Origin of the sequence: Pseudomonas sp. NY5710 (assembly GCF_013305665.1) — a bacterium.
Taxonomy (GTDB): Bacteria; Pseudomonadota; Gammaproteobacteria; order Pseudomonadales; family Pseudomonadaceae; genus Aquipseudomonas; species Aquipseudomonas juntendi.
In genome coordinates, this window is sequence record NZ_CP045554.1 from 2,322,965 (window position 1) to 2,346,222 (window position 23,258).

The 23,258-nt window shown below is 63.8% G+C and carries 24 protein-coding genes and 1 pseudogene; 12 read left to right on the forward strand and 13 right to left on the reverse strand.

Annotation, left to right across the window (positions count from 1 at the left end):
- Positions 1-3: 3 nt before the first annotated feature.
- The 5 genes from GEV39_RS10515 (at position 4) to GEV39_RS10535 (ending at position 6,735) form a co-directional block, all read left to right on the forward strand.
- Complete coding sequence (locus GEV39_RS10515) at positions 4-1,275, forward strand: 3-hydroxyacyl-CoA dehydrogenase (protein WP_502708014.1); 1,272 nt, start codon at positions 4-6, stop codon at positions 1,273-1,275.
- Positions 1,272-3,059, forward strand: coding sequence for an acyl-CoA dehydrogenase C-terminal domain-containing protein (locus GEV39_RS10520; RefSeq protein WP_173888794.1), 1,788 nt, complete (start codon positions 1,272-1,274; stop codon positions 3,057-3,059). The genes GEV39_RS10515 and GEV39_RS10520 overlap by 4 nt, the downstream gene beginning before the upstream one ends.
- A 41-nt stretch (positions 3,060-3,100) precedes the next feature.
- Entirely contained in the window at positions 3,101-4,264 is a 1,164-nt protein-coding gene (locus tag GEV39_RS10525) for an iron-containing alcohol dehydrogenase (protein WP_173888796.1), read from the forward strand.
- A 2-nt stretch (positions 4,265-4,266) separates the two neighbouring features.
- Entirely contained in the window at positions 4,267-4,701 is a 435-nt protein-coding gene (locus GEV39_RS10530; RefSeq protein ID WP_173888797.1) for an acyl-CoA thioesterase, read from the forward strand.
- A 180-nt stretch (positions 4,702-4,881) separates the two neighbouring features.
- Positions 4,882-6,735: a DUF1302 domain-containing protein gene (locus tag GEV39_RS10535; protein WP_173888799.1), complete on the forward strand. Its 1,854-nt coding sequence runs from the start codon at positions 4,882-4,884 to the stop codon at positions 6,733-6,735.
- A 34-nt stretch (positions 6,736-6,769) separates the two neighbouring features.
- Here GEV39_RS10535 and GEV39_RS10540 read toward each other — a convergent pair whose 3' ends face one another.
- Positions 6,770-7,447, reverse strand: a complete 678-nt coding sequence (locus tag GEV39_RS10540) for a DsbA family protein (protein WP_173888801.1) — start codon at positions 7,445-7,447, stop codon at positions 6,770-6,772.
- Positions 7,448-8,028: 581 nt separating this feature from the next.
- Between GEV39_RS10540 and GEV39_RS10545 the strand changes: the two genes are divergently transcribed.
- From GEV39_RS10545 to GEV39_RS10555, 3 genes are all read left to right on the forward strand, one after another.
- Positions 8,029-8,841: an alpha/beta fold hydrolase gene (locus GEV39_RS10545; RefSeq protein ID WP_173888803.1), complete on the forward strand. Its 813-nt coding sequence runs from the start codon at positions 8,029-8,031 to the stop codon at positions 8,839-8,841.
- A 10-nt stretch (positions 8,842-8,851) separates the two neighbouring features.
- Positions 8,852-10,015 carry a PAS domain-containing sensor histidine kinase gene (locus tag GEV39_RS10550; RefSeq protein WP_173891682.1) on the forward strand — a complete coding sequence of 388 codons (1,164 nt, stop codon included), beginning with the start codon at positions 8,852-8,854 and terminating at the stop codon, positions 10,013-10,015.
- 166 nt (positions 10,016-10,181) lie between these two features.
- Positions 10,182-10,490 (forward strand): hypothetical protein, encoded by a 309-nt coding sequence (locus tag GEV39_RS10555; protein ID WP_009686623.1) that lies wholly within the window; start codon positions 10,182-10,184, stop codon positions 10,488-10,490.
- Here GEV39_RS10555 and GEV39_RS10560 read toward each other — a convergent pair.
- Both GEV39_RS10560 and GEV39_RS10565 read right to left on the reverse strand, forming a co-directional pair.
- Positions 10,477-10,728: a hypothetical protein gene (locus GEV39_RS10560; RefSeq protein ID WP_173888805.1), complete on the reverse strand. Its 252-nt coding sequence runs from the start codon at positions 10,726-10,728 to the stop codon at positions 10,477-10,479. The genes GEV39_RS10555 and GEV39_RS10560 overlap by 14 nt on opposite strands.
- Positions 10,729-10,790: 62 nt before the next feature.
- Positions 10,791-11,105 carry a hypothetical protein gene (locus tag GEV39_RS10565; RefSeq protein ID WP_173888807.1) on the reverse strand — a complete coding sequence of 105 codons (315 nt, stop codon included), beginning with the start codon at positions 11,103-11,105 and terminating at the stop codon, positions 10,791-10,793.
- A gap of 210 nt (positions 11,106-11,315) precedes the next feature.
- Between GEV39_RS10565 and GEV39_RS10570 the strand changes: the two genes are divergently transcribed.
- On the forward strand, positions 11,316-11,675 hold the full coding sequence (locus GEV39_RS10570) for a hypothetical protein (RefSeq protein WP_173888809.1): 360 nt from the start codon (positions 11,316-11,318) through the stop codon (positions 11,673-11,675).
- 54 nt (positions 11,676-11,729) lie between these two features.
- Here the strand turns inward: GEV39_RS10570 and GEV39_RS10575 are convergent, their stop codons facing one another.
- A complete protein-coding gene (locus GEV39_RS10575) occupies positions 11,730-11,900 on the reverse strand; it encodes a hypothetical protein (protein WP_173888811.1) in 171 nt (56 codons plus the stop codon).
- A 221-nt stretch (positions 11,901-12,121) separates the two neighbouring features.
- Between GEV39_RS10575 and GEV39_RS10580 the strand changes: the two genes are divergently transcribed.
- On the forward strand, positions 12,122-12,622 hold the full coding sequence (locus GEV39_RS10580; RefSeq protein ID WP_173888813.1) for a methylated-DNA--[protein]-cysteine S-methyltransferase: 501 nt from the start codon (positions 12,122-12,124) through the stop codon (positions 12,620-12,622).
- Between the two features lie 4 nt (positions 12,623-12,626).
- Here the strand turns inward: GEV39_RS10580 and GEV39_RS10585 are convergent, their stop codons facing one another.
- Positions 12,627-12,869 carry a hypothetical protein gene (locus GEV39_RS10585; protein ID WP_173888815.1) on the reverse strand — a complete coding sequence of 81 codons (243 nt, stop codon included), beginning with the start codon at positions 12,867-12,869 and terminating at the stop codon, positions 12,627-12,629.
- A gap of 86 nt (positions 12,870-12,955) precedes the next feature.
- Positions 12,956-13,126, reverse strand: a pseudogene (locus tag GEV39_RS10590) (nitrilase-related carbon-nitrogen hydrolase); the annotation flags it as partial.
- 227 nt (positions 13,127-13,353) lie between these two features.
- On the opposite strand from GEV39_RS10590, the gene GEV39_RS10595 reads away from it, so the two are divergent.
- Complete coding sequence (locus GEV39_RS10595; protein ID WP_173891683.1) at positions 13,354-14,079, forward strand: metallophosphoesterase; 726 nt, start codon at positions 13,354-13,356, stop codon at positions 14,077-14,079.
- Here GEV39_RS10595 and GEV39_RS10600 read toward each other — a convergent pair.
- Both GEV39_RS10600 and GEV39_RS10605 read right to left on the reverse strand, forming a co-directional pair.
- Positions 14,027-14,641, reverse strand: a complete 615-nt coding sequence (locus GEV39_RS10600; protein ID WP_173888817.1) for a LysE family translocator — start codon at positions 14,639-14,641, stop codon at positions 14,027-14,029. The genes GEV39_RS10595 and GEV39_RS10600 overlap by 53 nt on opposite strands.
- Positions 14,642-14,744: 103 nt before the next feature.
- The gene (locus GEV39_RS10605; protein WP_173888819.1) at positions 14,745-15,554 is read right to left on the reverse strand and encodes a helix-turn-helix transcriptional regulator; all 810 of its coding nucleotides are present in this window, start codon (positions 15,552-15,554) and stop codon (positions 14,745-14,747) included.
- A gap of 131 nt (positions 15,555-15,685) precedes the next feature.
- On the opposite strand from GEV39_RS10605, the gene GEV39_RS10610 reads away from it, so the two are divergent.
- A complete protein-coding gene (locus GEV39_RS10610) occupies positions 15,686-16,309 on the forward strand; it encodes a LysE family translocator (RefSeq protein WP_173888821.1) in 624 nt (207 codons plus the stop codon).
- Positions 16,310-16,405: 96 nt separating this feature from the next.
- On the opposite strand, the gene GEV39_RS10615 is transcribed toward GEV39_RS10610, so the two are convergent.
- From GEV39_RS10615 to GEV39_RS10635, 5 genes are all read right to left on the reverse strand, one after another.
- On the reverse strand, positions 16,406-18,883 hold the full coding sequence (locus tag GEV39_RS10615) for an autotransporter family protein (RefSeq protein WP_173888823.1): 2,478 nt from the start codon (positions 18,881-18,883) through the stop codon (positions 16,406-16,408).
- 113 nt (positions 18,884-18,996) lie between these two features.
- Positions 18,997-19,272, reverse strand: a complete 276-nt coding sequence (locus tag GEV39_RS10620; RefSeq protein ID WP_009686637.1) for a peptidylprolyl isomerase — start codon at positions 19,270-19,272, stop codon at positions 18,997-18,999.
- Positions 19,273-19,453: 181 nt separating this feature from the next.
- Complete coding sequence (gene hbdH / locus GEV39_RS10625) at positions 19,454-20,224, reverse strand: 3-hydroxybutyrate dehydrogenase (RefSeq protein WP_173888825.1); 771 nt, start codon at positions 20,222-20,224, stop codon at positions 19,454-19,456.
- A gap of 10 nt (positions 20,225-20,234) precedes the next feature.
- Entirely contained in the window at positions 20,235-21,626 is a 1,392-nt protein-coding gene (locus GEV39_RS10630; RefSeq protein WP_009686639.1) for a GntP family permease, read from the reverse strand.
- A 232-nt stretch (positions 21,627-21,858) separates the two neighbouring features.
- Positions 21,859-23,241 carry a sigma-54 interaction domain-containing protein gene (locus GEV39_RS10635; protein WP_110678397.1) on the reverse strand — a complete coding sequence of 461 codons (1,383 nt, stop codon included), beginning with the start codon at positions 23,239-23,241 and terminating at the stop codon, positions 21,859-21,861.
- Positions 23,242-23,258 lie beyond the last annotated feature (17 nt).

Genomic DNA, 23,258 nt, shown 5'->3' on the forward strand with positions numbered 1-23,258 from the left:
GCAATGCCTTCACACCTCGAATCAGGAGCGTCACCCGTGAGTACCCTCTACAACGTTCAGCAGGTGGCGGTGATCGGCGCCGGCACCATGGGCCGTGGCATCGTCATCAGCCTGGCCGGTGCAGGCCTTGCAGTGCAGTGGCTGGACAACGACCCCAGCGCCACCGAAGCAGGCCTGGCCATGATCGCGCAAACCTGGGCACAACAGGTTGCCAAAGGCCGCATCGATCAGGCCGAAGCTGATGCTTGCCTGGCGCGCGTGCACCCGGTCATGGCCTATGACGACCTCGCCGCAGCCGACTTGGTGATCGAAGCGGTGTACGAGAGCCTGGCGCTCAAACAGGCGATCTTCCGTACCCTGGACAGCACGCTCAAGGCCGATGCCATCCTGGCCAGCAATACCTCGGCGCTGGACATCGACGCCATCGCGGCGGTGACCCGCCGGCCCGAACAGGTGCTGGGGCTGCATTTCTTCAGCCCGGCCCATGTGATGAAGCTGCTGGAGGTGGTGCGCGGGGAGCGCACGTCGCCGGCGGTGCTCGACGCGGCCCAGGACCTCGGCCAGCGCATGGGCAAGGAAGTGGTGGTGGCCGGCAACTGCCCGGGTTTCATCGGCAACCGCATGCTCGCCAGCTATGTGGCCGAAGCGCGCAAGCTGCTGCTCGAAGGCGCCACGCCGTGGCAGGTGGACGGGGCGCTGCAGACGTTCGGCATGGCCATGGGCCCGTTTCGCATGTACGACGTGGTCGGCCTCGACCTGGAGTGGCGAGCGCGCCAGCTGGCTGGACACGGCATGGATGCACCGCTGGTACAGGTCGACAATGCCCTGTGCGCACTGGGGCGGTTCGGCCAGAAAAGCGGCCAGGGCTACTACCGTTATGCCCCCGGCAGCCGTGAAGCCGGGCACGACCCAGAAGTCGACGCGCTGGTGCTCAAGGTCGCCCAGGACCTTGGCGTGCACCGGCGCCCGATCGACGACGAGGAAATCCGCGAACGCTGCCTGCTGGCGCTGGTCAACGAAGGCGCGAAAATTCTTGAGGAAACGGTGGCGGGTTGCAGCGCTGACATCGACCGGGTGTACCTGCATGGCTATGGTTTCCCGCACCAGGCCGGCGGGCCAATGCATTGGGCCGACCAGCAGGGCCTGAGCTTGCTGCTAGCGCGGCTGGAACGCCTGCAGGGGCTGTTCGGCGAGCATTGGCGCCCGGCCGGGTTGTTGATGCGCCTGGTGGCCGAGGGCAAACGCCTGGCCGACGTCCGAGGGGGCCGCGCATGAACTACCGAGCCCCCCTGCGTGACATGCACTTCGTGCTGCACGAACTGTTCGATGTGACGGCGCACTGTGCCCGCCTGGGCACTGAACTGGACCGTGAAACCATTGACGGCATACTTGAGCAGGGTGCACGTTTCGCCGGCGAGGTGGTTGCGCCGCTCAACCGCCAGGGCGATGAGCAGGGCTGCCGCCTGGAGCAAGGCAGCGTGCGCACGCCCGAGGGCTTTCGCCAAGCCTACCGGCACTATGTGGAGCAGGGCTGGGGTGGCATGACCGGCCCGCTGGAGCATGGCGGGCAGGGCCTGCCGCAAATGGTCGCGGCCTGCTTCCATGAAATGCTGATGGGCGCGTCGCTGTCGTTCCGGATCTATTCCGGCCTGACCGAGGGCGCCGTGCTGGCCGTGCACCGGCATGGCAGTGCAGCACTCAAGCGCGACTACCTGGGCAAGCTGGTCAGCGGCGAATGGGCCGGCACCATGTGCCTGACCGAGCCGCAAGCCGGCACCGACCTGGCGCTGCTGCGTACCCGTGCCGAGCCGCAGGGCGATGGCAGCTACCGCATCAGCGGCAGCAAGATCTTCATCAGCGGCGGCGACCAGGACCTCACCGACAACATCGTCCACCTGGTGCTGGCACGCTTGCCGGATGCGCCGGCCGGTGTGCGTGGCATCAGCCTGTTCCTGGTGCCCAAGTTCGAATGCACCGCCGGCGGTGGGTTGGGCCTGCGCAATGCGCTCGAATGCGGCGCACTGGAGCACAAGATGGGCATCAAGGGCGCGGCGACCTGCGTGATGAACTTCGATGGCGCGCGCGGCTGGCTGGTGGGGGAGGCCAACCAGGGTCTGGCGTGCATGTTCACCATGATGAACGACGCGCGCTTCCAGGTCGGGCTGCAGGGGCTGGGCATTGCCGAAGCAGCCTTCCAGGGTGGTTTGGCCTATGCGCGCGAGCGTCTGCAGTCGCGCGCCCTGGCAGGGCCGGTGGCGCCCGAGCGCAGTGCCGACCCGATCATCTGCCACCCTGATGTACGGCGCATGCTGTTGACCCAGAAAACCCTCAGCGAGGGCTGCCGCATGCTGGCGGTCTTTGCCGCCCAAGCGCTGGACCTGGAGCACGGTGCCTTGCAACCCGAGTTGCAGGCGGCCGCCGGGCGCCGGGCTGCATTGCTGATTCCGATCGTCAAGGCCTTCCTCACCGATGTTGGCCAGGAGACTGCCAGCCTGGGCGTGCAGCTGTACGGCGGGCATGGCTACATCCGTGAATGGGGCATGGAGCAGCTGATGCGTGACAGCCGCATCACCCAGTTGTACGAGGGCACCAACGGCATTCAGGCGCTGGACCTGATTCGCCGCAAGCTGCTGGGCGATGGCGGCGAGCAGCTGCGCCTGCTGATCGATGAGCTACTTGCAGCGGCACGCAACTGCCGCGTTGAGGCGCTGGCCGGGATGGCCCAGGCGGTCGCCCAGCGCCTGCTGGAATGGCGCAACCTGAGCGCCGAAGTGCTGGATGCCTGCCGCTGCGACCCCCAGGAAATCGGCGCGGTGGCGGTGGATTTCCTCGCCTATTCAGGCTACGTGCTGCTGGCCGCACTGTGGCTCCGGGCGGCCGAAACCGCCAGTGCGGCCTTGGCCACAGGCAGTCAGGACCGCGCCTTCTACCAGGCCAAGTTGCACGCGGCTGCCTTCTACTGGCAGCGGGTATTGCCGCGCGCCACTGCCCACTGCGATGCCTTGCGCGGCGGCGCACAGTGCCTGATGAGCCTGGATGAAGCGCACTTTGCCTTTTGACCTGGCCCCGCTGTTCACCCACAAGAACAAGGAACATGAGCATGCAGCCTTTCAGTTTTGCCACCACCCCCCACCTGCTATGCGAAACCGGTGCCGCCGGGCGCCTGGCGCAGCTATGCCAACGCCGTGGCGTGCGCCGCGTGCTGATCGTGACCGACCCCGGCATCGTCAACCTGGGCATGCTCGATGACTTGCTGCCAGGGTTTACCCAGGCGCACCTGAGCGTGGCCATCTTCAGCGAGGTCAGCGCCGACCCCAGCCATGCCTGTGTGCTGTCGGCCGTGGGCCGGGCGCGGCATATCGGCGCCGAGCTGATCGTCGGTTTCGGCGGCGGCAGCTCGATGGATGTCGCCAAGCTGGTTGCGCTGCTGGCACACCCGGCCTGCGAGCAGACCTTGGAGGCGGTCTACGGCATCGACCAGGCCAAAGGCCAGCGCCTGCCGCTGATTCAGGTACCGACCACCGCCGGGACCGGCTCGGAGGTCACCCCCGTCGCCGTGATCACCACCGGCGAGGCCGCCAAGCTGGCGGTGATCTCGCCGCTGTTGTTGCCTGACCTGGCGCTGCTCGACGCCGAGCGCACCCTGGGCCTGCCACCGGCGATAACCGCGGCCACGGGGATAGATGCCATGGTCCATGCCATCGAGGCCACCACCAGCCAGTTCAAGCGCAACCCGATGTCCAGCTTGTTGGCCCGGGAGGCGCTGACGCTGCTGGCAGGCAACCTCGACCAGGCGGTCCACAACGGTGGCAACCTGGCGGCGCGCCAGGCCATGCTGCTGGGTGCCTGCCTGGCCGGGCAGGCATTTGCCAACGCGCCGGTGGCAGCGGTGCATGCGCTTGCCTACCCGTTGGGGGCGCGCTACCACGTGCCGCATGGGTTGGCCAATGCACTGGTGCTGCCGCACGTGATGCGCTTCAACCGGCTGGCAGCGTTCGCCGACTATGCTGCGCTGGCCCCGGCATTGCTGGGCGGGCGGCTGGTGCCCGGCGACCCCCATGAGCTGTGCAACCAGTTCATCGATGAGCTGGAGCAACTGGCGCCACGCTGCGGCCTGCCCAGCCGGCTGCGGGATGTTGGGGTGCCGCGGCACAGCCTGCCATTGCTGGCCGAGGATGCCCTGCAACAGCAACGGTTGTTGGTCAACAACCCGCGCAAGGTCACGCTCGACGATGCCTTGGCCCTCTATGAGGCGGCGTTCTGACCATGGCCAGGGAACGCCCGCGGCGTGGCGCCTACCGCCACTTCCAGCCAATCACCACGCGCTGGCACGACAACGACCTGTATGGGCATGTGAACAACGTGGTGTATTACGGTTTTTTCGACAGTGCCGTGAACACCTGGCTGATCGAACACGCCGGCCTGGATATTCACCACGACCCGGTGGTGGCTTACGTGGCAGGGTCTGCCTGCGACTACTTCGCCGCCGTCGCGTTCCCGCAACGCATTGAGGTGGGGATTGCCGTCGAGCGGTTGGGCAACAGTTCGGTGCATTACGCCCTGGCGGTGTTCGTCAAGGGCGAGCCCCAGGCCTGCGCCGCTGGCCGCTTCACCCATGTGTTCGTCGATCGCCGCAACAACCGCCCGGTCGCGATTCCCGCCAGATTGCGCAGTGCCTTCGCCAGCCTGCTGCCGGTTTAGTTGCGCGCCGTTGCCCTTGGGCCATAACGAAGCGGCATGGCAGTGATCCGAACACGCTATTTGTGAGCGTAGTCAGCCCACCCTGATACTGCTCGTCACCGACAGCGCCGGCCTGGGCGGCCGGCGCGAGCGCGCTGAACCCGTCATTTTCCTCACTACTAGAACAACAAGAGGTCAAGAGTGAGCGCAATCTTTTCAACCTGCCGGCGCCAGGCGCCGTTGGCGGCCCTGTGCTGCCTGCTCGCAACCCCGGTTGTGGGGGGGCAATTCGACGTTGGGCCGCTGCAAGGGCGTTTCGATTCGGCCCTGTCATTGAGCACCGCCGTCAGCACTGCCAACCCCGATACCCAGCAGCTGCAGGCTGCCAATGGCAATGACGGGCGACGCAACTACCGGTCAGGCGACGTTTTTTCGCTGCTGTTCAAAGGCACCCATGACCTGGAGCTGCGTCGCGGTAACCTGGGTGTATTCCTGCGGGGCACCTATTGGTACGACACTGCGCAGCGCGACCACAGCCAGCGGGCTGTCGACATCGACGACCGCAACCGCCTGGTCTCGGCGAAAACCGCAGGGGCGGAGCTGCTTGATGCCTTCGCCTACGGCCTTTATGACATTGCGGGTGAGCCCGGTTCGCTGCGTGTGGGCAAGCAGGTGGTCAACTGGGGGGAAAGCTTGTTCATCCAGGGCGGGCTGAACGTGATCAACCCCTTCAACCAGGCGGCGCTGCGCCGGCCGGGCGCGGAAGTGAAGGACGCCCTGGCACCGGTCAACCTGCTGTATGTCACGCAGAACCTCAACCAGGCGGTGTCTTTCGACGCCTTTTATCAGTTGGACTGGGAGCAGACCCGGCTGGAAAACTGCGCAACATTCTTTTCCGGCAACGACTTCATGCCCGAAGGCTGCCAGGGCCTGGATGTCGGCGGGCAGGCGCTGACCAACCCGGCCGTGTCGCAGGCCCTGGCGCCGTTCGGTGTGACGCTGACGGAGGAGGGCGTACGCGTGCCGCGAGGCGCCGACCAGGATGCGCGCGACGGTGGCCAATGGGGGGTGTCGTTGCACTGGTACGTGGAACCTCTGGATACCGAGTTCGGCCTGTTCGCGGCCAATTACCACAGCCGCTCGCCCTACCTGGGCACGGTCAGCAGCCGCTATTACGCCAATACGGGCTTTGCCCGTGAACTGTGCGGCAACATCGGCGTGGCGCTGGCCAGTTGCGGCGCGTTCATGGCGTCCGGCAACGGGCAGACCCTGGCTGGCGCGCTGCGCATGGGTACCTCGCAGTACCAGGCGCAGTACCCCGAGGACATCCGCCTGTACGGTCTGACCTTCGCCACCACCTTGCGCAACGGCGCCGCCGTGCAGGGGGAACTGAGCTACCGGCCGAACATGCCGGTGCAGCTCAACGGCAATGATGTGCTGCAGTCATTGCTCAATGCCCCTGGCCGCAGCCCGCTCAACGCCGACGGCCTGCGCCCGGCGACGGGCGACACCCCGTTCGACGGTTACCGGCGCAAGGAGGTGACCCAGGCTCAGGTATCGGTGGTGCAGGCATTCAGCCAGGTCATGGGCGCGAACCAGTTGCTGCTGATGGGCGAGGTTGGGGCGACCTATGTCGGCGGGCTGGAAGGGCGGTTCGGGCCGCGTTATGGCCGTTCGGGTGCCTACGGTAACGGCGAGCTGGCTGACAACAGCCTGTGCCTGGCGATTTCAAAGAGCCCGGGCGACTGCAACAACGAGGGCTTTGTCACCGCCTTTGCCTGGGGATACCGCCTGCGAGCGACCTGGAGCTACCCCAACCTGATCCAGGGTCTGGACATTCGCCCAGGTCTGGCCTGGGCCCACGATGTCAGGGGCTTTTCGCCGGCCGACAGTTCGGCTTTCAACGAAGGCTCACGCTCGATCAGCGTGGGCGTGGACGTCAGCCTGGCTAGCCAGTACTGGGCCAGCCTGGCCTATACCGCTTACCTCGACGGCGATTATGGCACCCGCGGCGACCGCGATTATGTGGCGTTCAGCGTGGGCGCCAACTTCTAGCGCAGCCTGGCGGCAAACACCGTGCTGGACGGCTTCAGACTGCGGCCTGCCTGAGCTGCTCGATCGTAGCGATCAGGCGGTGTGGCTGGTTGTAGAGGTCTGGCCCGCTGAAGGCATGCATGCGCTGGTCGAGCTCGATCAGCAACAGCGGCACACCAGTTGCGCCCGCTTTGCGCATCAGTGCCTGCGCTTCGGTGAAGCGGGCCGAGGTTTGGTTGGCCAGTTGCTCTTGCTGGGTAAGCGCCGTGAGCAGTGCCTGCCCATCGGCCGTTAAACCCTCCTGGCCCAGGAAGTCGGCAGTGCAGGCCGCCACTACGTCGGGCGACGAGGTATCAAGGCCATCCACGTAGCGCGCTGTTTGCAGGGCCGCGTACAGCTTTGGCTCCAGCGCCTTGCCGTACCCTCGGGTCAGGGTGAGTGCGCGGCTGACCGGCAGTGAGTCGAACCGCAGCAAGCGGTCACCGAGAATCTGCTTGAAATACAACTCGCTGAAGTGCTGGCCGGTGAGTGAAGCGATTCGCAAGTCGTTGGCCCGGGCGAAGTGGGCAAACTCAGCTGTGATCTGCCGTGCACCTGGCCCTGCGAAAAGCCCCGCCGGGTGCATCTCCAGCTCATCGGCGAAGCGCTCTGCCAGGTGCCTCAGCGTGTCGGCGCTGGCATAGCACCAACCACAGAGCGGGTCGAACAGAAAGTGCAATTTCATAGCGGCCATCATCAAGCTCCTTGAATGTGATGGCGCCAGACTATTCGATTGGTATGCGCGGAAATAGGCGATTAGAGCGCACAGATTATTGCGCGAACCGGGCAAATGCGATTTGAAAACCTGCCTGTCGCAGCCGAGCCTTTCCCGAAAACGGTGCACGGTTTCGGCCGCCCCCAGCCCCCTGCTGGGCAGCGCCGTACCGTGGCTGAACTTTTGCCGGCGTTGATGGCTCTGAGCCATTCCCGCAGCGCATTGTGCGCTGCGGCGTCTCAGAGACCCTGTCATGTTTTCCGATGAATTCCTGGTTGCTTATGTCGTGGTCGAGGTAGTGCTGGTCGTGGCAGCTTTTGCTATCGGCGTTCACCTGACCGAGCGCTAGAGCACACAAATGCTGGGAGATCGGTTGTTTTTTCGGAACTATCCATCTGCATCCTGTATGGTGCCGGTTTAAGGCTTCGAAAGTGGGTTGGCTTCGCGCTCAATGTCATTCAGCAACCACCACCGGCAGCTTGATCTGCAGTCCAGTATGCTCTCGGGCAGCATGGACTGGCTGGTTTTATCAGCGCAATGGCGACCGAATCGGGATATGTATGACTGTACAGCAGCGTAACTATGTACATATCGAGGGTGTCGGGCCGGCCACCCTGATTCTGTCTCACGGGTTTGGCTGCGACCAGTCAATGTGGAAAGCGTTGTGGCCCCATTTCACGTCACACATGCGTGTCATCACCTATGACTTGGTCGGTGCCGGGCAGTCCGACCTCGCTGCCCACAACAGAGAAAAATACTCGACCCTATGGGGCTATGCCGATGACTTGAACGAAATCATCGATGAATTCGCCCAAGGCCCGGTCATTATTGCGGGGCATTCGGTCAGTGCCATGATCAGTGTGCTGGCCGAGCGACGGCGGCCTGGCAGAATCGCGGGGCTGGTGCTGATCGGTGGGTCGCCTTGCTACATCGACGCGAACGGTTACAACGGCGGCTTCAGCCAGGAGGACGTGCTGGGGCTGCTGTCGATGATCGATGAGAATTACCTGGGTTGGTCCAGCACCATGGCGCCTGTGTTGATGGGCGCGTCGGGTGAGCCTGCGATGCAGGAAGAGTTGGTCAGCAGTTTCCGTCGCACCAACGCGGAGATCGCCCGGCATTTCGCCCGCGTGATCTTCTTGTCCGACCACCGCGAGGATGTGAAAGGCTTGAATGTGCCGACGCTGATCCTGCAAAGCAGAGCGGACCCGGTAGTTCCAGTGGCCGTGGGCGAGTACCTGGAAAGGGTGATGCCCAGCAGCCAGCTTGTGCTGGTGGACAACATGGGCCATTACCCGCAGCTCAGCGCCTCAAGCGCCTGCGCCGCGGCCATGGACGAGTTTTTCACGCGCCTGGGGCTAGGCCGTGAATGATCCGACCGTGATGTTCGACGCGTCTTACTTCGAGCATGCGCCTTGTGGCCTGGTCGTCATGGAGGCGGACGGCACCTTGCTGCGCTGCAACGCCACCTTTGGCAACTGGCTGGGGTATGACGTAGAGCAGTTGAAACAGCGCAGTTTCGATCAGTTGCTGACCACCGTGGGCCGTACCTTCCAGCTGACCCACTGGGGGCCTTTGCTGAACTTGCAGGGCTCGATTTCAGAGGTGAAGGTCGGCCTGTGTCACCGTGATGGTCACGTGGTGGCCATGCTGCTCAATGCCGTGCGCCGGGAAACCGTTGAAGGGGTTCGTTTTCAGCTGGCCTTGTTCAGTACCGGCGAGCGCGATCGCAACGAGCACACGGTGTTTCAGGCCATGCAGCGGGCCGAGGAGCTGCTGGCGCAAAAAATCAGTGCCGAGCGGGCCCTGCAGCGCGCACAGGACGACCTGGCCTTGGCCTACGCCGACGCCCAGCGGCGTGCGCTGCTGGCCGAGCAGATGGTGGCGGTTGCCAGCCATGACCTGAAAAACCCCATGACGGCTATCAGGATGGCGACCGAACTGCTGGGGCGTGATGCGCAAGGCGAGCGGGCCCGGCGCCTGTTGAGCAGCATCAACACATCGGCCGAACGCGCGCAGCGCATGATCGTTGACCTGCTGGATTTCGCCTCGGTCAGGCTAGGCCAGGGTATCAGCGTCAAGCGTCAGCGAGTCGACCTGTTGCGGGTGGTGGATCAATGTGTCAGCGAGCTGAGGATCATCTTCTGCCACGCCAGCATCCGCCATCTTTCCCGCGGGCAAGCCATGTTCGAAGTGGATCAGGACAGGCTGCAGCAAATGATAGGCAACCTGGTCGCCAATAGCGTTGCCTACGGTGACTTGCGCCAGCCGATTACGGTGACCACTGACTGTTTCGCGGACAGCGTGCTGATCAGTGTGCACAACCACGGCCCCGCCATCGCCGAAGCAGTGATACCCACCTTATACGAGCCAATGACGCGCGGCAGTGACCGCCAGGAAGGGCTGCGGTCCATCGGCCTTGGTCTGTTCATTGTCAAGGAAGTCGCTCACGCCCACGGCGGGCAAGTCTCCATGACCTCCCATGCCGTCTACGGCACCACCTTCATGGTCCAGTTGTACAGGGAGCCCCCGGCCACCGCAGCGTAGTCACTCCTGAGCTGTCAGTTTTGCCGCGTGATGCTCAGTAGTATGATGGCGCTGCGTTCCTCGTGGGTGTCTGCGCGGTATCCAAAACGGGTGATACAGCACTACGCAATATTCAAGCAGTTTGAATGGAGAGCAGCGGGTGGAAGCAAGAAGCGTTGTCGCCGAAATGTTCATTGGGATCCCGACGCATTTCTGGGTATTGCCGGTTGCCGGCCTGGTAGCCTATTACGGTTTGAAATGGTCGGTCCGGTTCGGCAGCCGGGCCACCCTGTTGCAAGTCTCGACTTACCTGTTATTGCTGGCACTAGCAGTGCTGCCCAATGGCATTTATGCGCTGTTTCCGCCCACGCCTGATCCTGATGTGCTGCTGAACAACGCGCCGTTGCCCAATTACGCAGGCCGCTTTTATCTGGACGCGTTCTACGTTTTCAGCGGCTGGGCACTGAGTAAAGTGGTTAAGCTCAAATTTCGCTAGGCCTGCGCTGCAGTAAGCTTTCATCTGCGCGCTCACCGGCGTCCATTCTCGCAGCGACGGCGCGCAGTTGCTCCGCAACCCCATCAATAGCAAGCACGTGCGCAGTAACATCGATGTCGCCTGGCGAACTGCCGCGGCCCGTCATGAATCGCGCATGGCCGCTCATGGCCTGGCTAAGCTGGTCCAGGTGCTCTGCTGTCCTGACCAGATCTGACTTGATGGTGCGAAGCGTTTCCATATGCGGGGGCCTGATTGTCTGATGCTGTTGCGCCTGTGGTCAGGCAAGGCGGGCCTGAGTGATCAGGCCTCATCCAGCAACAATTCCGGATCGAAGAAGAACGAGGCTAGCAGCACCGCGGTGATTACGCCCGATGCGTCGGCGATGAACAATAGCAGGGCGCTGGCGTCACCCGGAGTGAGGTGATTCCTCAGGGCGAAGTCTACGCCGTGCGGGAACGCGGCGATCATCAGCAGCATGGTGGCTAGCAAGCCAGAAAGCAACTTCAGATAGGCGCGTCCGAACGCCAGCCCAAAAGCCCAGAACACCAGGATACAGAGGACAGCCAAGCCAGTGGCGGTTGCATATTGGGTGAGTAGTTCCAGCCACCAGAGCATGGCAATCTCCTGAACGAAGCGAGCACTGAGTCAAGGTAAGTGAACAGGGCCAGCCCGAATCTGCGCTGCCTGTTGCTCATCAGAAGCGGAGCGGATTCAATTCGTTCCGTCATTAGAAGCAAATAGTCGCTGTAACGCGCTGGCGTTGAACAACAGGCTTCTCAAGGCAAGACCTTGGTTGATTGGTCTGTCGGTATCGGTCTCGTTAGAATGCAGCATATCCATACGAGTCAATTGCAAATGCATACTTTTCGTATTTTTATGAGTTCATTGTTAATCGCCGGCCTCGCCGGTTGTGCCACGCCTGGCAAGCCGACGGCCAGCAAACTCACTTCGAAAACACCCCAGGAATATGCGGCCTGCGTGTTGCCTAAATGGCAGGCTGTGGCCCCGCAAGCCACGCAGAAATCGATTGCCCATGGCTATCGGCTGACGGCATCCAGTGCCGTGGCCAGTGACGATGTACTGGAGGTGATCGATTCAGGCGAAGGCAGCCGTGCTACGTTCTACAAAGGCAGTTTCTTGTCCGGGGACAAGTTGCGCCAGGCGGCCAAGGAATGCCTGGACTGAAACAGCGCCGAGCGCGGCTGGGTCCTTTCAGACCGCGCCAGGTTTCAACCGGGCTCACGACTGCTTGATCAATTTGCGCCTGGCCCCTCGGCGTACCACACTGCATATCCAGCGCTTGCCGCAGCGATAGGGCGCACGGATGAAGGTAAGGTCAGCGATGCGCCGCGCTCCCTGAGCCTTGAGTGCCTGGGCGAGCTGGGCGAGCGTTTCTGCCACGATGGTCATGGTTCACCTCATGAATTGACTGCATTCATAATTCTCGACCCATCAGAACAACGCGTGATTCAGTTCGATTAGGGTTAATTACAAAGTGATAGTGTGAACGCCTCAGTCCCCCGTCCGGTGCGGATCAGTGCCGGCTGGGCAGTTACCCGAGCAAGAAAGCGGATGCGCCACAGACGGTAGATACTTACAGTGGCGGCATCGCAATCTGCAGGAGCCCGCTGATGTCCAGCGCATTCACCATCATGCAATCGCCCGTCGGCACGCTTACCCTGGTAGCGCGCTGCGATCGCCTGGCAGCCGTGCTGTGGGAGAACGAGCGCGAAAACCGCGTGCGCCTGGGCGCACTGTACCGGGACGACCAGTGCCCGGTGCTGCTGGAAACCGCTCGCCAACTGGGTGAGTACTTCAGCGGCAAGCGCCGCCAGTTCGAGCTGCCGCTGGATTTTGCCGGTACCGGGTTCCAGCGCCAGGTGTGGGCCGCGTTGCTGGCCATACCCTTCGGTGAAACCCGCAGCTACGCCGAGATTGCCCGGCAGGTCGGCAACCCCAGTGCGGTGCGTGCCGTGGGCGCGGCCAATGGCCGCAACCCCATCTCGATCATTGCGCCTTGCCACCGGGTCATCGGTGCATCAGGCAACTTGACCGGGTTTGCCGGCGGGCTGGCCGCCAAGCAATACCTGCTGGCGCTGGAAGGGCGGCAGAGCCTGGCGCTGGACCTTTAGCGGTTCAGCCGAACCAGCTGGCGATCAGGCAAGCCAGTACCGCCAGTCCCGATCCTGCCATCAGGGTGTAGTGCCGGTGGGCCCGCCGCGCAGCCTGTTGCACTTCACGCAGGTAGGCGCCGGGTGTCGGCGCGTCGGGCCGGTGACGCAAATGCTCGGCCACGTCGGCCAATTGCCCCCGAATGATCAGGCCGGTCAGGTAGTAGGCGCAGGCATAGCTGAGCACGGCCAGTACGAAATAGGTCATACCGGGCCCAGCGGCAGGGCGCTGGCATTGGCCTGGCGGGTATCGACGATGAAGCCTTCGCCGATGCAGTTTGCCAGCAGCGCCGACATGGCCGCCTGGCGTGCCACAGTGGGCTCATAGCCGGTCAGCGACAACTCGGGAAACACCACCGGTTCGGCGCCAAGCGCTGCAGCCTGTTCGATGCAGGCCAGATGGCGCTGCAGGTTGGCTGAGACTTCGCCTTTGAGCGATGCCAGTTGTACGGCGCACAGCTTCATGTAAACCCTTCCCTGGTAAAGGTTGATGCCGCCAGCATACTATCGGCCACGACGCCTGCACCAGTGAAGGGGCCCTCAGGGAGCACAAGGGGCGAAAGTGTCCCACGACCTGCGCGGTTGGGGCAGGTTGTGCCATGCTGTTCATCAAGGGCGCCATGCGCGCGGGGGAGGGCGGGTCCGTCAGCCTTTCATCCCTGCCTGAGCAGCGCCAGCAGAGGAACAGTGAGATGGGACGGTTACGGCGCATGATCGCCAACCTGCGGGGCCGCGACCTGGCAGTGGGCGATATTCACGGCCACTTCCAGCGCCTGCAGCAATGCCTGGATGCGGTGGGGTTCGACCCCGCCGTGGACCGCCTGTTCAGCGTGGGCGACCTGGTCGACCGCGGGCCAGACAACGAAGCGGCTCTGGAGTGGCTGGCCAAGCCTTGGTTTCATGCCGTGCAAGGCAATCATGAGGCCTTGGCCATTACCCGCGTGCGGGGTGGGAAGCTGGACCTGGCCATGTATCGCGAAGCCGGCGGCGGTTGGTTCATCGACCTGCCGCGTGCCGAGCAACTGCGCTTCGTCGAGCGCTTCGAGCAACTGCCGATTGCGATCGAGGTTGAAAGTGCGGCAGGCCTGGTCGGCCTGCTGCATGCCGACAGCCCGACTGCCGATTGGCTGCAATTGAGAACGTGGCTGGAGCTGCTGGATGACCCCAAAGTCAGGCAGGTGTGCCAGTGGTCGCGGCGGCGGCTCAGGGCTGGCGATACCGAGCCGGTGCGAGGGCTGCGTGCCTTGCTGGTGGGCCACACGCCGGTGCCGCAGGCCACGCTGCTGGGCAATGTCTGGCACCTGGACACCGGCGGCTGGGCCAGCGGCCACTTCACCTTGGTGGACATGCGCAGCCTGAAGCTGGTCAGCCCCAGGCCAGGTGTAACAGTACAGCCGCGCCCAAGAGCACCAGCATGATCCCGGAGCTGCGTTCCAGCCACGGCAGCCAGCGCGCGAAGCGCCTCAGTACCCGTTGGTTGCCGATGGCCATGGCAACCATCAGGTCCCACAGCAGCACCACCCCGAACATCCACAGCGCGCAAGCGGCTTTCCAGCCGGCACTGGCGCTGCCGACCATACTGGCCAGGCTCGCGTAGAACAGTGCGTTCTTGGGGTTGAGAAGGGCACACAGCAAACCCATGCCCAGACCCTGCCACCACCCTTGCCCAGTGTGCTCGCCAACGGCCGCCGTCAGGCGGGTATGCCCTGCATGGCGCAGGAACAGCGTACCGATGTACGCCAGGTACAGGGCACCGACCAGTTGCAGGCCGGTGAACAGTGGGCTGCCTTCCTGAAGCACCGACAGGCCGGTGAAGGCCACGGTGATGAACGCACCATTGGCCAGGGCGATCCCCAGGCAAACGCCGCTGGCGCTACGCCAGCCGCTGCTGACCGACGTGCGTGCGACCAGAAAGAAGTCCGGGCCTGGCGATAGCAGTGCAAGGAAATGGGCGAGGGCGACGATCAGGAATATTTGCATGGGCCGGGCTGCTCTGCGGGAAAAGCCGCAGTCTGCTGCCGGGCCGGCCGGGCGTATTGAAGAATATTGCAGGGGCCAAGGCTCGTCTTACGGCCCTGCACCTTCAATCGCCGCGAAACTGCCCCGGTGTCACCCCCACATGAGCCTTGAACACCCGCTGGAAATGGCTCTGGTCGGCAAACCCCAACCGGTAGGCCACCTCTGCAAGTGCCTGCCCTTTGCCCAGCAGCTGCCGCCCAAGGTTGACCCTGGCGTTGAGCAGGTAAGCATGGGGTGTGAAACCGGTGGCTGCACGAAACGCCCGAATCAACTGATAGCGCCCAAGCCCGGCCTCCCGCGCCAGTACTGCCAGGCTCAACTGTGCCGGATCCTGGGCTTCGATCCGTGCGATCAAGCCGCTCAAGGCCGTCGTCGCCAATGCCGGTGCCGGTGCCAGAGGCGGCTGTGCGGCAAAGTCCAGGTCACCGAGAAAGGCGACCAGCGCCGCGTCTTTCTCTGCATTGCTGGCGGTGGAGAACAGCAGGCCGTTCAGCTCGCAGAACTGTTGGTACAGCAGTGTCTCCCGGCAGATACGCGCAGGTGCGCCAGCCCCGCCGTCACCCAGTTCCGACTCCAGGCGCAGTTGCGACAGCCAGTGGGCATCCACATGCAGCATCTGGTAGCTCCAGGCATAGCCGGGTGCGGGGTTGCAGGCATGTACGCGCCGGGGCGGGACCAGCACCAGGGTTCCAGGTGTCAACCGCGCCTGCCCGCCGGCAGCTCCGCTGAACAGGCTGAGGCCAGCATCCACTGCGCCGATGGAGAATGTCGGGTGGCTGTGGGCTTTGTAGCAGGCGCGGCTATGGCAGGCGCGCCGGCTTTCCACGTGCGGCAGGTTCGGGTCGCGCCACAGTGCGGCGTGGGTACGGGGCATTATGCGCTCCTCGGGGTTGTCGGCAGGGTAACAGCTGCAAGGCACCTGTACAGTTTTTATCGCTGGCTGTTACTTGACCGAATGGCCCCGGGCCCGCCGAAATAGGCGCCTGCTGCCAAAGGAAAACAACAATGGACTTATCGAGCCTGCTGCTCTTCATCCCCGCCTGCTTCGCCCTGAACATGGCCCCGGGGCCGAACAACCTGCTGTCGCTGCACAACGCCAGCCGCTACGGGCTGCGCACCGCCTGCGTGGCCGGTGCCGGGCGCATCCTGGCGTTCAGTGGCATGATCGCGCTGGCGGCCATGGGCCTGGCGGTGGTGCTGCATACCAGTGAATACCTGTTTCTGGCCATCAAAGTGGTGGGCGCGGGTTACCTGTTCTACATTGCCTGGCAACTGTGGCGGGCACCGGTGGGCGTGGCTGCGAGCACCGGCGGTGAGTTGCGGGGCATGTGGCACCTGGCGCGGCAGGAATGCTTCGTAGCGGCCGGTAACCCGAAGGCGGTCCTTATATTCACCGCGTTCCTGCCGCAGTTCGTAACCGTCGACAGTCGTATGCCGGTCAGTGAGCAGTTCCTCTGGCTGGGAGCGCTGTTCCTGGTGCTGGAATGGGCAGCGATCGCCCTCTATGCAGGCCTTGGTGCCTACCTGCAGCGCTGGTTCAGCCAGCCAGGTCCGCGGCGCCTGTTCAATCGGGTCAGCGCCTCGCTGCTGGGCTGCGCTGGCCTCGGCCTACTGGCGGCGCGTCGCTAGGGTTCAACCCGGTTAATACGCTGATCACTTTTGCCGGTGGCTTGGCCAAACGGCCAAGCCACTCGCCAAAAGAGAATGTATTGCCAACACAGGGCCCTAGAACGCCCAGCGTATGCCCAGGTTCACCCCGCTGGCTTCCTGCTGGCGGCTGTCAAGGTTGGTGGTGTACTGCACGCCACCGTGCACGCTCAGTGCATCGCTGACCTGCGCCACCACGCCGCTTTCCACTTGCACCGAGGTGTAGCGGTAGTCGGTCTTGATCTTGTCGGTGTGGTCGAAGGTCAGGGTGTCGCGGCCACCGTCGCCGTGCCACAGGTTGACCTGCGCGTAGGGCTGCAACAGGCGCCCGCTGCTGCCCTTGAAGGCACCCTCCAGGCGCACGCCCAGGCGGCCGGTCATTTCGACCTGGGCGTCATGGCTGACGCGCGAGACACTGTCACTGGCGCTGTCGAGCTTGACCTTCTGCGCAATCAACTGGGCTTGCGGTTCCACCGTCCAGCGGTCGGACAGGGCGATCGGGTAGCCGGCCTCCAGCGACGCCGTCCAGGCATGGCCATCGATGTTCAGCTTGTCACCCCGCTCGGAGCGGGCGCGCCCGTCCAGGCGGGTGTACTGCAGCACGGCATCCAGGTAGCCACCCTGCGGCCCGACCAGCGTCCAATAGCCGCCCACGCTGTCGCCATCGAGTTGCAGGTCGCCGACACTGCGGTCCTGCATGGCCAGGGCGAAGCCTTTGACGTCGGCTTCCAGGCGGCTGTGGCTGACGTAAAAGCCCATGTGCTGGCGATAGCCACTGTCGTTGACGGTGGCGTACAGGTCCTGGCCAACCTTGAAACCGTACAGGTCCCCGTCCAGGCTTGGGCTGACCGTGCCGGTCCATTGCTGGCGCAGCGTACCGCCATAGGCCTGGCCCCAACTGGCGGGCAAGCCACCTTCACCCTGAAGCAGCTGCTGGTCACCCTGGCGCTGGTGGAAGCTGCCCAAGGCCTGGCGAGCTATGATCGCGGCGCCCCTTGGCGCTGCGGCATACACCGGCACTTCCGGGCGATACAGGGGCAGGCTTTCGCCCTGCACCGGTGCCGGCAGGTCGACCTGGCCGGGTGACGGTGCAGCCACCGGCGGGGTTACGGCCGGGGCAGGCGCTGGGGGCTCGCCGGGTTCCGGTTCGGCGACGACCGCGGGTGCTGCCACCAAGGTCGAGCGCAGGTACCAGCTGTTCTCGCTGCCTGCCGTTACCCCGCCCTTGAACAGCCGGTAGTCATAAGCGCCTGCCGAAAGCGTCTGGGTCTGGACGAAGGCCGACGCAGTACTGGTTGCGCCGTCACGTGCTTCCACCACTTGTATGCCGTTCTGCGTGGTGGCGGCGCCGGCGCCATCGAGGTTGTTGATGCTCAATTGGGTAGAGCCGCCAATGGCACCGCCGCTGACCACCAGCCGGTCAGACGCAGCACCGTCGCCGGCCAGCACACTGTTCAGGCGCAGGCTACCGTTGCTGCCGGTGTAGTCGCCCTCGATGGTCAGGCGGCCCTTGGCATCGTTACCTGCGCTCAGGTCGAGCGTACCTGAGTTGTTGACCGAGACGCGCTGGCCGGTGGTGAACGGGGTGATCGCACCTTGGCGCGAGGTGAGGGTACTGCTGGTGTCGATAGCGATGCTGCCTGTGCCGCTGTTGCTGTCTCCCAGCACCAGTGTGTCATCCAGTGCCAGCTGGCTGGCATTGTTGAGCGCCAGCTGTTCCCAGTTCACGTAGTGTGCACCGCCAATGGCCTGGCTGGCGTCGAAGGTCAGGCTGTCGTTGCCATCACCGCCGTCGAGGGTGATGTTCAGCACCTCGGGGTTCAGCCCTTTGAGCAGCGCCAGGTCATCACCTGGCCCGGCATCGACCCGCCCGCCAATGCGGCCGCCATCCCAGGTGAAACGGTCATTGCCGCTGCTGAGCAGCACATCGCCGCCCACCTCGCCACCATGCACCAGTACCTGGTCATCACCCCCACTGACGCTGATGTTGCCGCCGATGCTGCCACCGAAGATTTCGACATAGTCCTTGTCGAAGGCGGTGATCACGTTCCGGTCTACAACACCGCCGCGCATGATGAAGGTGTTTTCGTCCAGGCGCATATTGACGTTGCCGATGCGTCCACCGTCCATTTCGGCGAAGTCGCCGCTGTCGAACGTACCTTTGATCCAGCCCCCTATCATGCGGAAGATATCCAGGCCATCGCCTTGGTTGAGGTTACCGGCGATGACCCCGGCCTTCATCAAAAAGTAGTCGATGCCTGCGCCTTGGTTGACGTTGCCACCGATGGTGCCGGAAGCCATGTCGATACTGTCCTTGCCAGCGCCGAACGTCACGTCGCCGGTGATCGCGCCACTGCCCGATGCTGGCAGCACCAGGCGGTTATCGCCGCTGGTATCCACCAGCGAAGGGGCGCTGCCACTGTCGCAGCTGTAATTGTCGTTACCGGCGGTGGGCGTGAAGGTGCACGCGGCATGTGCAGCGGGCAGGGTAATGCTCAGTAACGGCAGTGAGCCAAGAGCCAGCATCAGGCGCAGACGCATCAGGGAAACCTCCATTGACCAGGGGGCCCTGCAGGTCACGCATGGCGTGCAGGGTTACCGCGGTTTTTATAGAGGTGTGCGTGCTGGGCACAACTGGCAAAAATGTCAGGTGGCACAGGGCCAGTGCGTTAGTCGCGGTAGAAGGTTTGCACCAGGTGGTAGCCGAACTTGCTCTTGATCGGGCCGTGTACCACGCGCAGGGGCTTCTTGAAGATGACCTGGTCGATGGCGCCGACCATTTGCCCTGGGCGGACTTCACCCAGGTCGCCGCCCCGTTTGCCGGACGGGCAGGTCGAGAACTTTTTCGCCAGCACGTCGAACGCCTCGCCATTGGCGATACGCTGCTTGAGCTTTTCGGCTTCGTCAGCGGTCTTGACCAGAATATGGCGGGCTTGAGCTTTCATGGATTACCTGTGCTTCGGGGGGGGGGCGAAAAGCGCGCATTATGCCTGATTGCTGCGCGTTTGTGGCCATTCACCCAGCCCCGTGGGCGGTGCTCTCGCACCGCTGATAGCGCATGAGCGAGCAGCCGCGTTAGCGGCAAACACCGGCAAAAACCGGTGCCAACCAACACGGGAGCCTGCGTCACTGGGCCAACCAGCCCCCGTCAACGTTCCAGGCAGCGCCACGCACCTGGCTACCAGCCTCGCTGCACAGGAACAGCACAAGCTCGCCCAGGTGCTGCGGAGTGACGAAGGCCAGCGAAGGTTGCTTTTCCGCCAGCAGGTCATGCTGCGCCTGCAGCGCATCGCCACCGCTGGCGGCACGGTCATCGATCTGTTGCTGCACCAGCGGGGTCAGCACCCAGCCCGGGCAAATGGCGTTGCAGGTCACAGGGCTGGTGGCGGTTTCCAGGCCCACGACCTTGGTCAGGCCCACCACGCCATGCTTGGCGGCCACGTACGCCGCCTTGCCGGTCGAACCGACCAGGCCATGCACAGAGGCAATGTTGATGATGCGCCCCCAATTGCGCGCGCGCATGCCCGGCAGCGCCAGGCGTGTGCCATGGAAGACCGCCGACAGGTTGAGCGCGATGATCTTGTCCCAGCTTTGCACCGGGAACCGTTCGACCGGGGCCACATGCTGGATACCGGCGTTGTTGACCAGGATGTCGACGCCGCCGAACTCGCGCTCGGCCGCGACGAACAATGCCTCGATCTGGGCGACCTCGGCCAGGTCGGCCGGGTGATGGATGGCTTTTACTCCATGCCGGGCAATTTCCGCCAGGGCGGGGGCCGGGTCGCCAAAACCGTTGAGTACGATGTTGGCACCGGCCCGGGCCAGTACCTGGGCGATACCCAGGCCGATGCCGCTGGTCGAGCCGGTCACGAGTGCAGTCTTGCCGTTGAGGGTCATGCAATGCTCCTTAGACAATGCCAGTGGCGTAGAACGTGGCAATCACCACGAACACTGCCAGGGTCTTGATCAAGGTAATACCGAAAATGTCCTTGTAGGCTTCCCGGTGGGTCAGGCCGGTGACTGCCAGCAGGGTGATCACCGCGCCGTTGTGCGGCAGGGTGTCCATGCCGCCGCTAGCCATGGCCGCTACCCGGTGCAGCACCTCGAGCGGAATGTTGGCGGCATGGGCGGCGGCGATGAAGGTGTCACCCATGGCCGCCAGCGCAATGCTCATGCCGCCTGAGGCAGAGCCGGTGATGCCGGCCAACAAGGTTACGGTGATGGCTTCATTGACCAGGGGGTTGGGGATGCCGCGCAGGGCATCGGCCAGCACCAGGAAGCCAGGCAGCGAGGCGATCACTGCGCCAAAGCCATACTCCGAAGCGGTGTTCATGGCTGCTAGCAAGGCGCCGCCGACAGCACTTTTGGTACCTTCGGCCAAACGGCTGCGGATGGCGCCGAAGGCACATGCCAGCACCATCAGGATGCCGACCAGCAACGCCGCCTGTACCGCCCAGATGGCGGTCAGCTTGGCCACGTCGCTGTTCACTGGGGCACTCATGCCGGGCAGTTGCAAGCTGTGGCTGGCGCCGTACCACTGCGGGATCCAGTGGGTGAACAGCAGGTTCATCACCCCCACCAGCATCAACGGGGATATCGCCAACCAGGGGTTGGGCAACCTCAGGTCGGCAGCGGTTTCCGGTTCGTTGCGCAAGTCGGTGCCATACCCTTCACCGGCACGCTGGGCTTTGTTGCGCTGGCGCTGCAGGTAAGCCATGCCGGTGCAGAACACGAACAGTGTGCCGATCAGGCCCAGCCAGGGTGCGGCCCAGGCGGTGGTGTTGAAAAAGGTGCTGGGGATGATGTTCTGGATCTGCGGGGTACCGGGCAGGGCGTCCATGGTGAACGAAAACGCCCCCAAGGCAATGGTGGCCGGGATCAGCCGTTTGGGGATGTTGCTCTGGCGGAACATCTCGGCCGCAAACGGGTATACCGCAAACACCACCACGAACAGCGAGACGCCGCCGTAGGTCAGCAACGCACAGACCAGCACGATCACCAGCATGGCCTGGCGGGTGCCGAGCAGGCGGATGGCAGCGGCCACGATCGAGCGGGAAAAGCCGGACAGCTCGATCAGCTTGCCGAACACTGCACCCAGCAGGAACACCGGGAAATACAGCTTGATGAAGCCCACCATCTTTTCCATGAACACCCCGGTGAAGGCGGGGGCAACGGCGGACGGGTCAGTGAGCAGAACGGCGCCGAGGGCGGCGATAGGGGCGAACAGTATGACGCTGTAGCCGCGGTAGGCGGCCAGCATCAGCAGGGCCAGCGCGGCAAGGGCGATGAGCACGGTCATCGGGTGTCTCCTGGGTGAGTCTTGTTGTTATCGGTTTGCAGGAGAAAGCGGATATCGTGCCAATTTTTAACTTATTGATTTACATAGAGTTTTTATTTTTTGCAGTGTTTCAGTCTCTGTTTTGAGATTTTGTTGTTCAAGCGCACGCACCATCTCCTCCCAGATTTGCACGCTGCCTGCCTGCACAACCGAGCTTGTCCCGCTATCTCTAAAAAGAGACAAAAGTCTCTGCTCAGAGACCAAGCGCCACCATCTTCTTGTACAGGGTAGAGCGCCCCAGCCCCAGCGCCTTTGCCGCCTGCGGCACGTTGCCCGCATGGTCCGCCAACGCCCCGGCGATCAGTGAGCGCTCGAATGCCTCGCACGCCTCGCGGTAGGTCTGGCGCACCGGTGCCGCCGACAGCGGACTCAACGGCCCCAACGCTGCACGCAAGTCTGCCACCCCCAGGCGCGGTTGATCGGCCAGCAAGGTCGCCCGCTCCAGCACGTTGCGCAGTTCACGGATATTCCCCGGCCAGGCATGGCGTGCCAGCAGTTGCTGCGCTTCGGTTTCCAGCTCGTACTGGCTGCCCAGCTCTGCCAGCACGGCCTCGCACAACGCCGGCAGGTCCTCCAGCCGCTGCCGCAGCGGGGGCACTTCGATCGGTAACACGTTCAGCCGGTAGTACAGGTCGGCGCGGAATGCGCCGCGGGCCATGGCCGCCTGCAGGTCGATGGACGTGGCCGCAATGATGCGCACGTCGCTGCGCAGCATCTGGTTCGACCCCACCGGCTCGTATTCCTTTTCCTGCAGCACCCGCAGCAGCTTGCTTTGCAAGGCCAGCGGCATGTCGCCGATCTCATCGAGGAACAATGTGCCGCCTTCGGCCAGTTGCAGCTTGCCGCTGCGGCCTTTGCGGTCCGCCCCGGTAAAGGCACCGGGCGCTGTGCCGAAGAACTCGGCCTCCAGCAGTGTTTCCGGGATGGCGGCGCTGTTGATGCTGACGAACGCTTTGTGCGCGCGGGCCGAGGCGGCGTGGATGGCGTGCGCCAGCAACTCCTTGCCCGTGCCCGTCTCGCCCAGCAACAGCACCGGTGAGTCACTGCCTGCACCGCGCCGCGCACGGCGCTTGGCTTCCAGGCTGGCAGCGCTGCTGCCAACGAACTGCGCAAAGCTGTACTTGGCCTGGCGGGCGCGCAGTTGCGAGCGGGTCGAGGCAAGCTCCTGCTGCATACTCGAATAACGCTTGAGCAACGGCGACAGGCTGCGCAATTGATCGAACAGGGCAAAACCGATGGCGCCGATCAGCGCGCCCTGGTCGTCGTGGATAGGCAGGCGCATGACCACCAACGGCTCGTTCGGCGTGTCCAGCATGTCCAGCAGGATAGGCCGGCCATTGCTCACCACCTCGCGCATCAGGCTACCGGGGATCACTGCTTCGCAGGGCTGGCCAATCGCGCTGGCCGCGTCGGCCAGGCCAAAGCGCCGGGCGTAGCGTTCGTTCATCCAGGCGATACGCGCCTGGCGGTCGACGATCACTGTACCTTCGCTGGACTGTTCGATGATCTCGAACAGCGAGCGAATCGCCAGTTGCCGAACGTGGGGGTAGTCCTTGAGGCTGTCGCTGTCGTGCATGGAGAAAGTCCTGAATA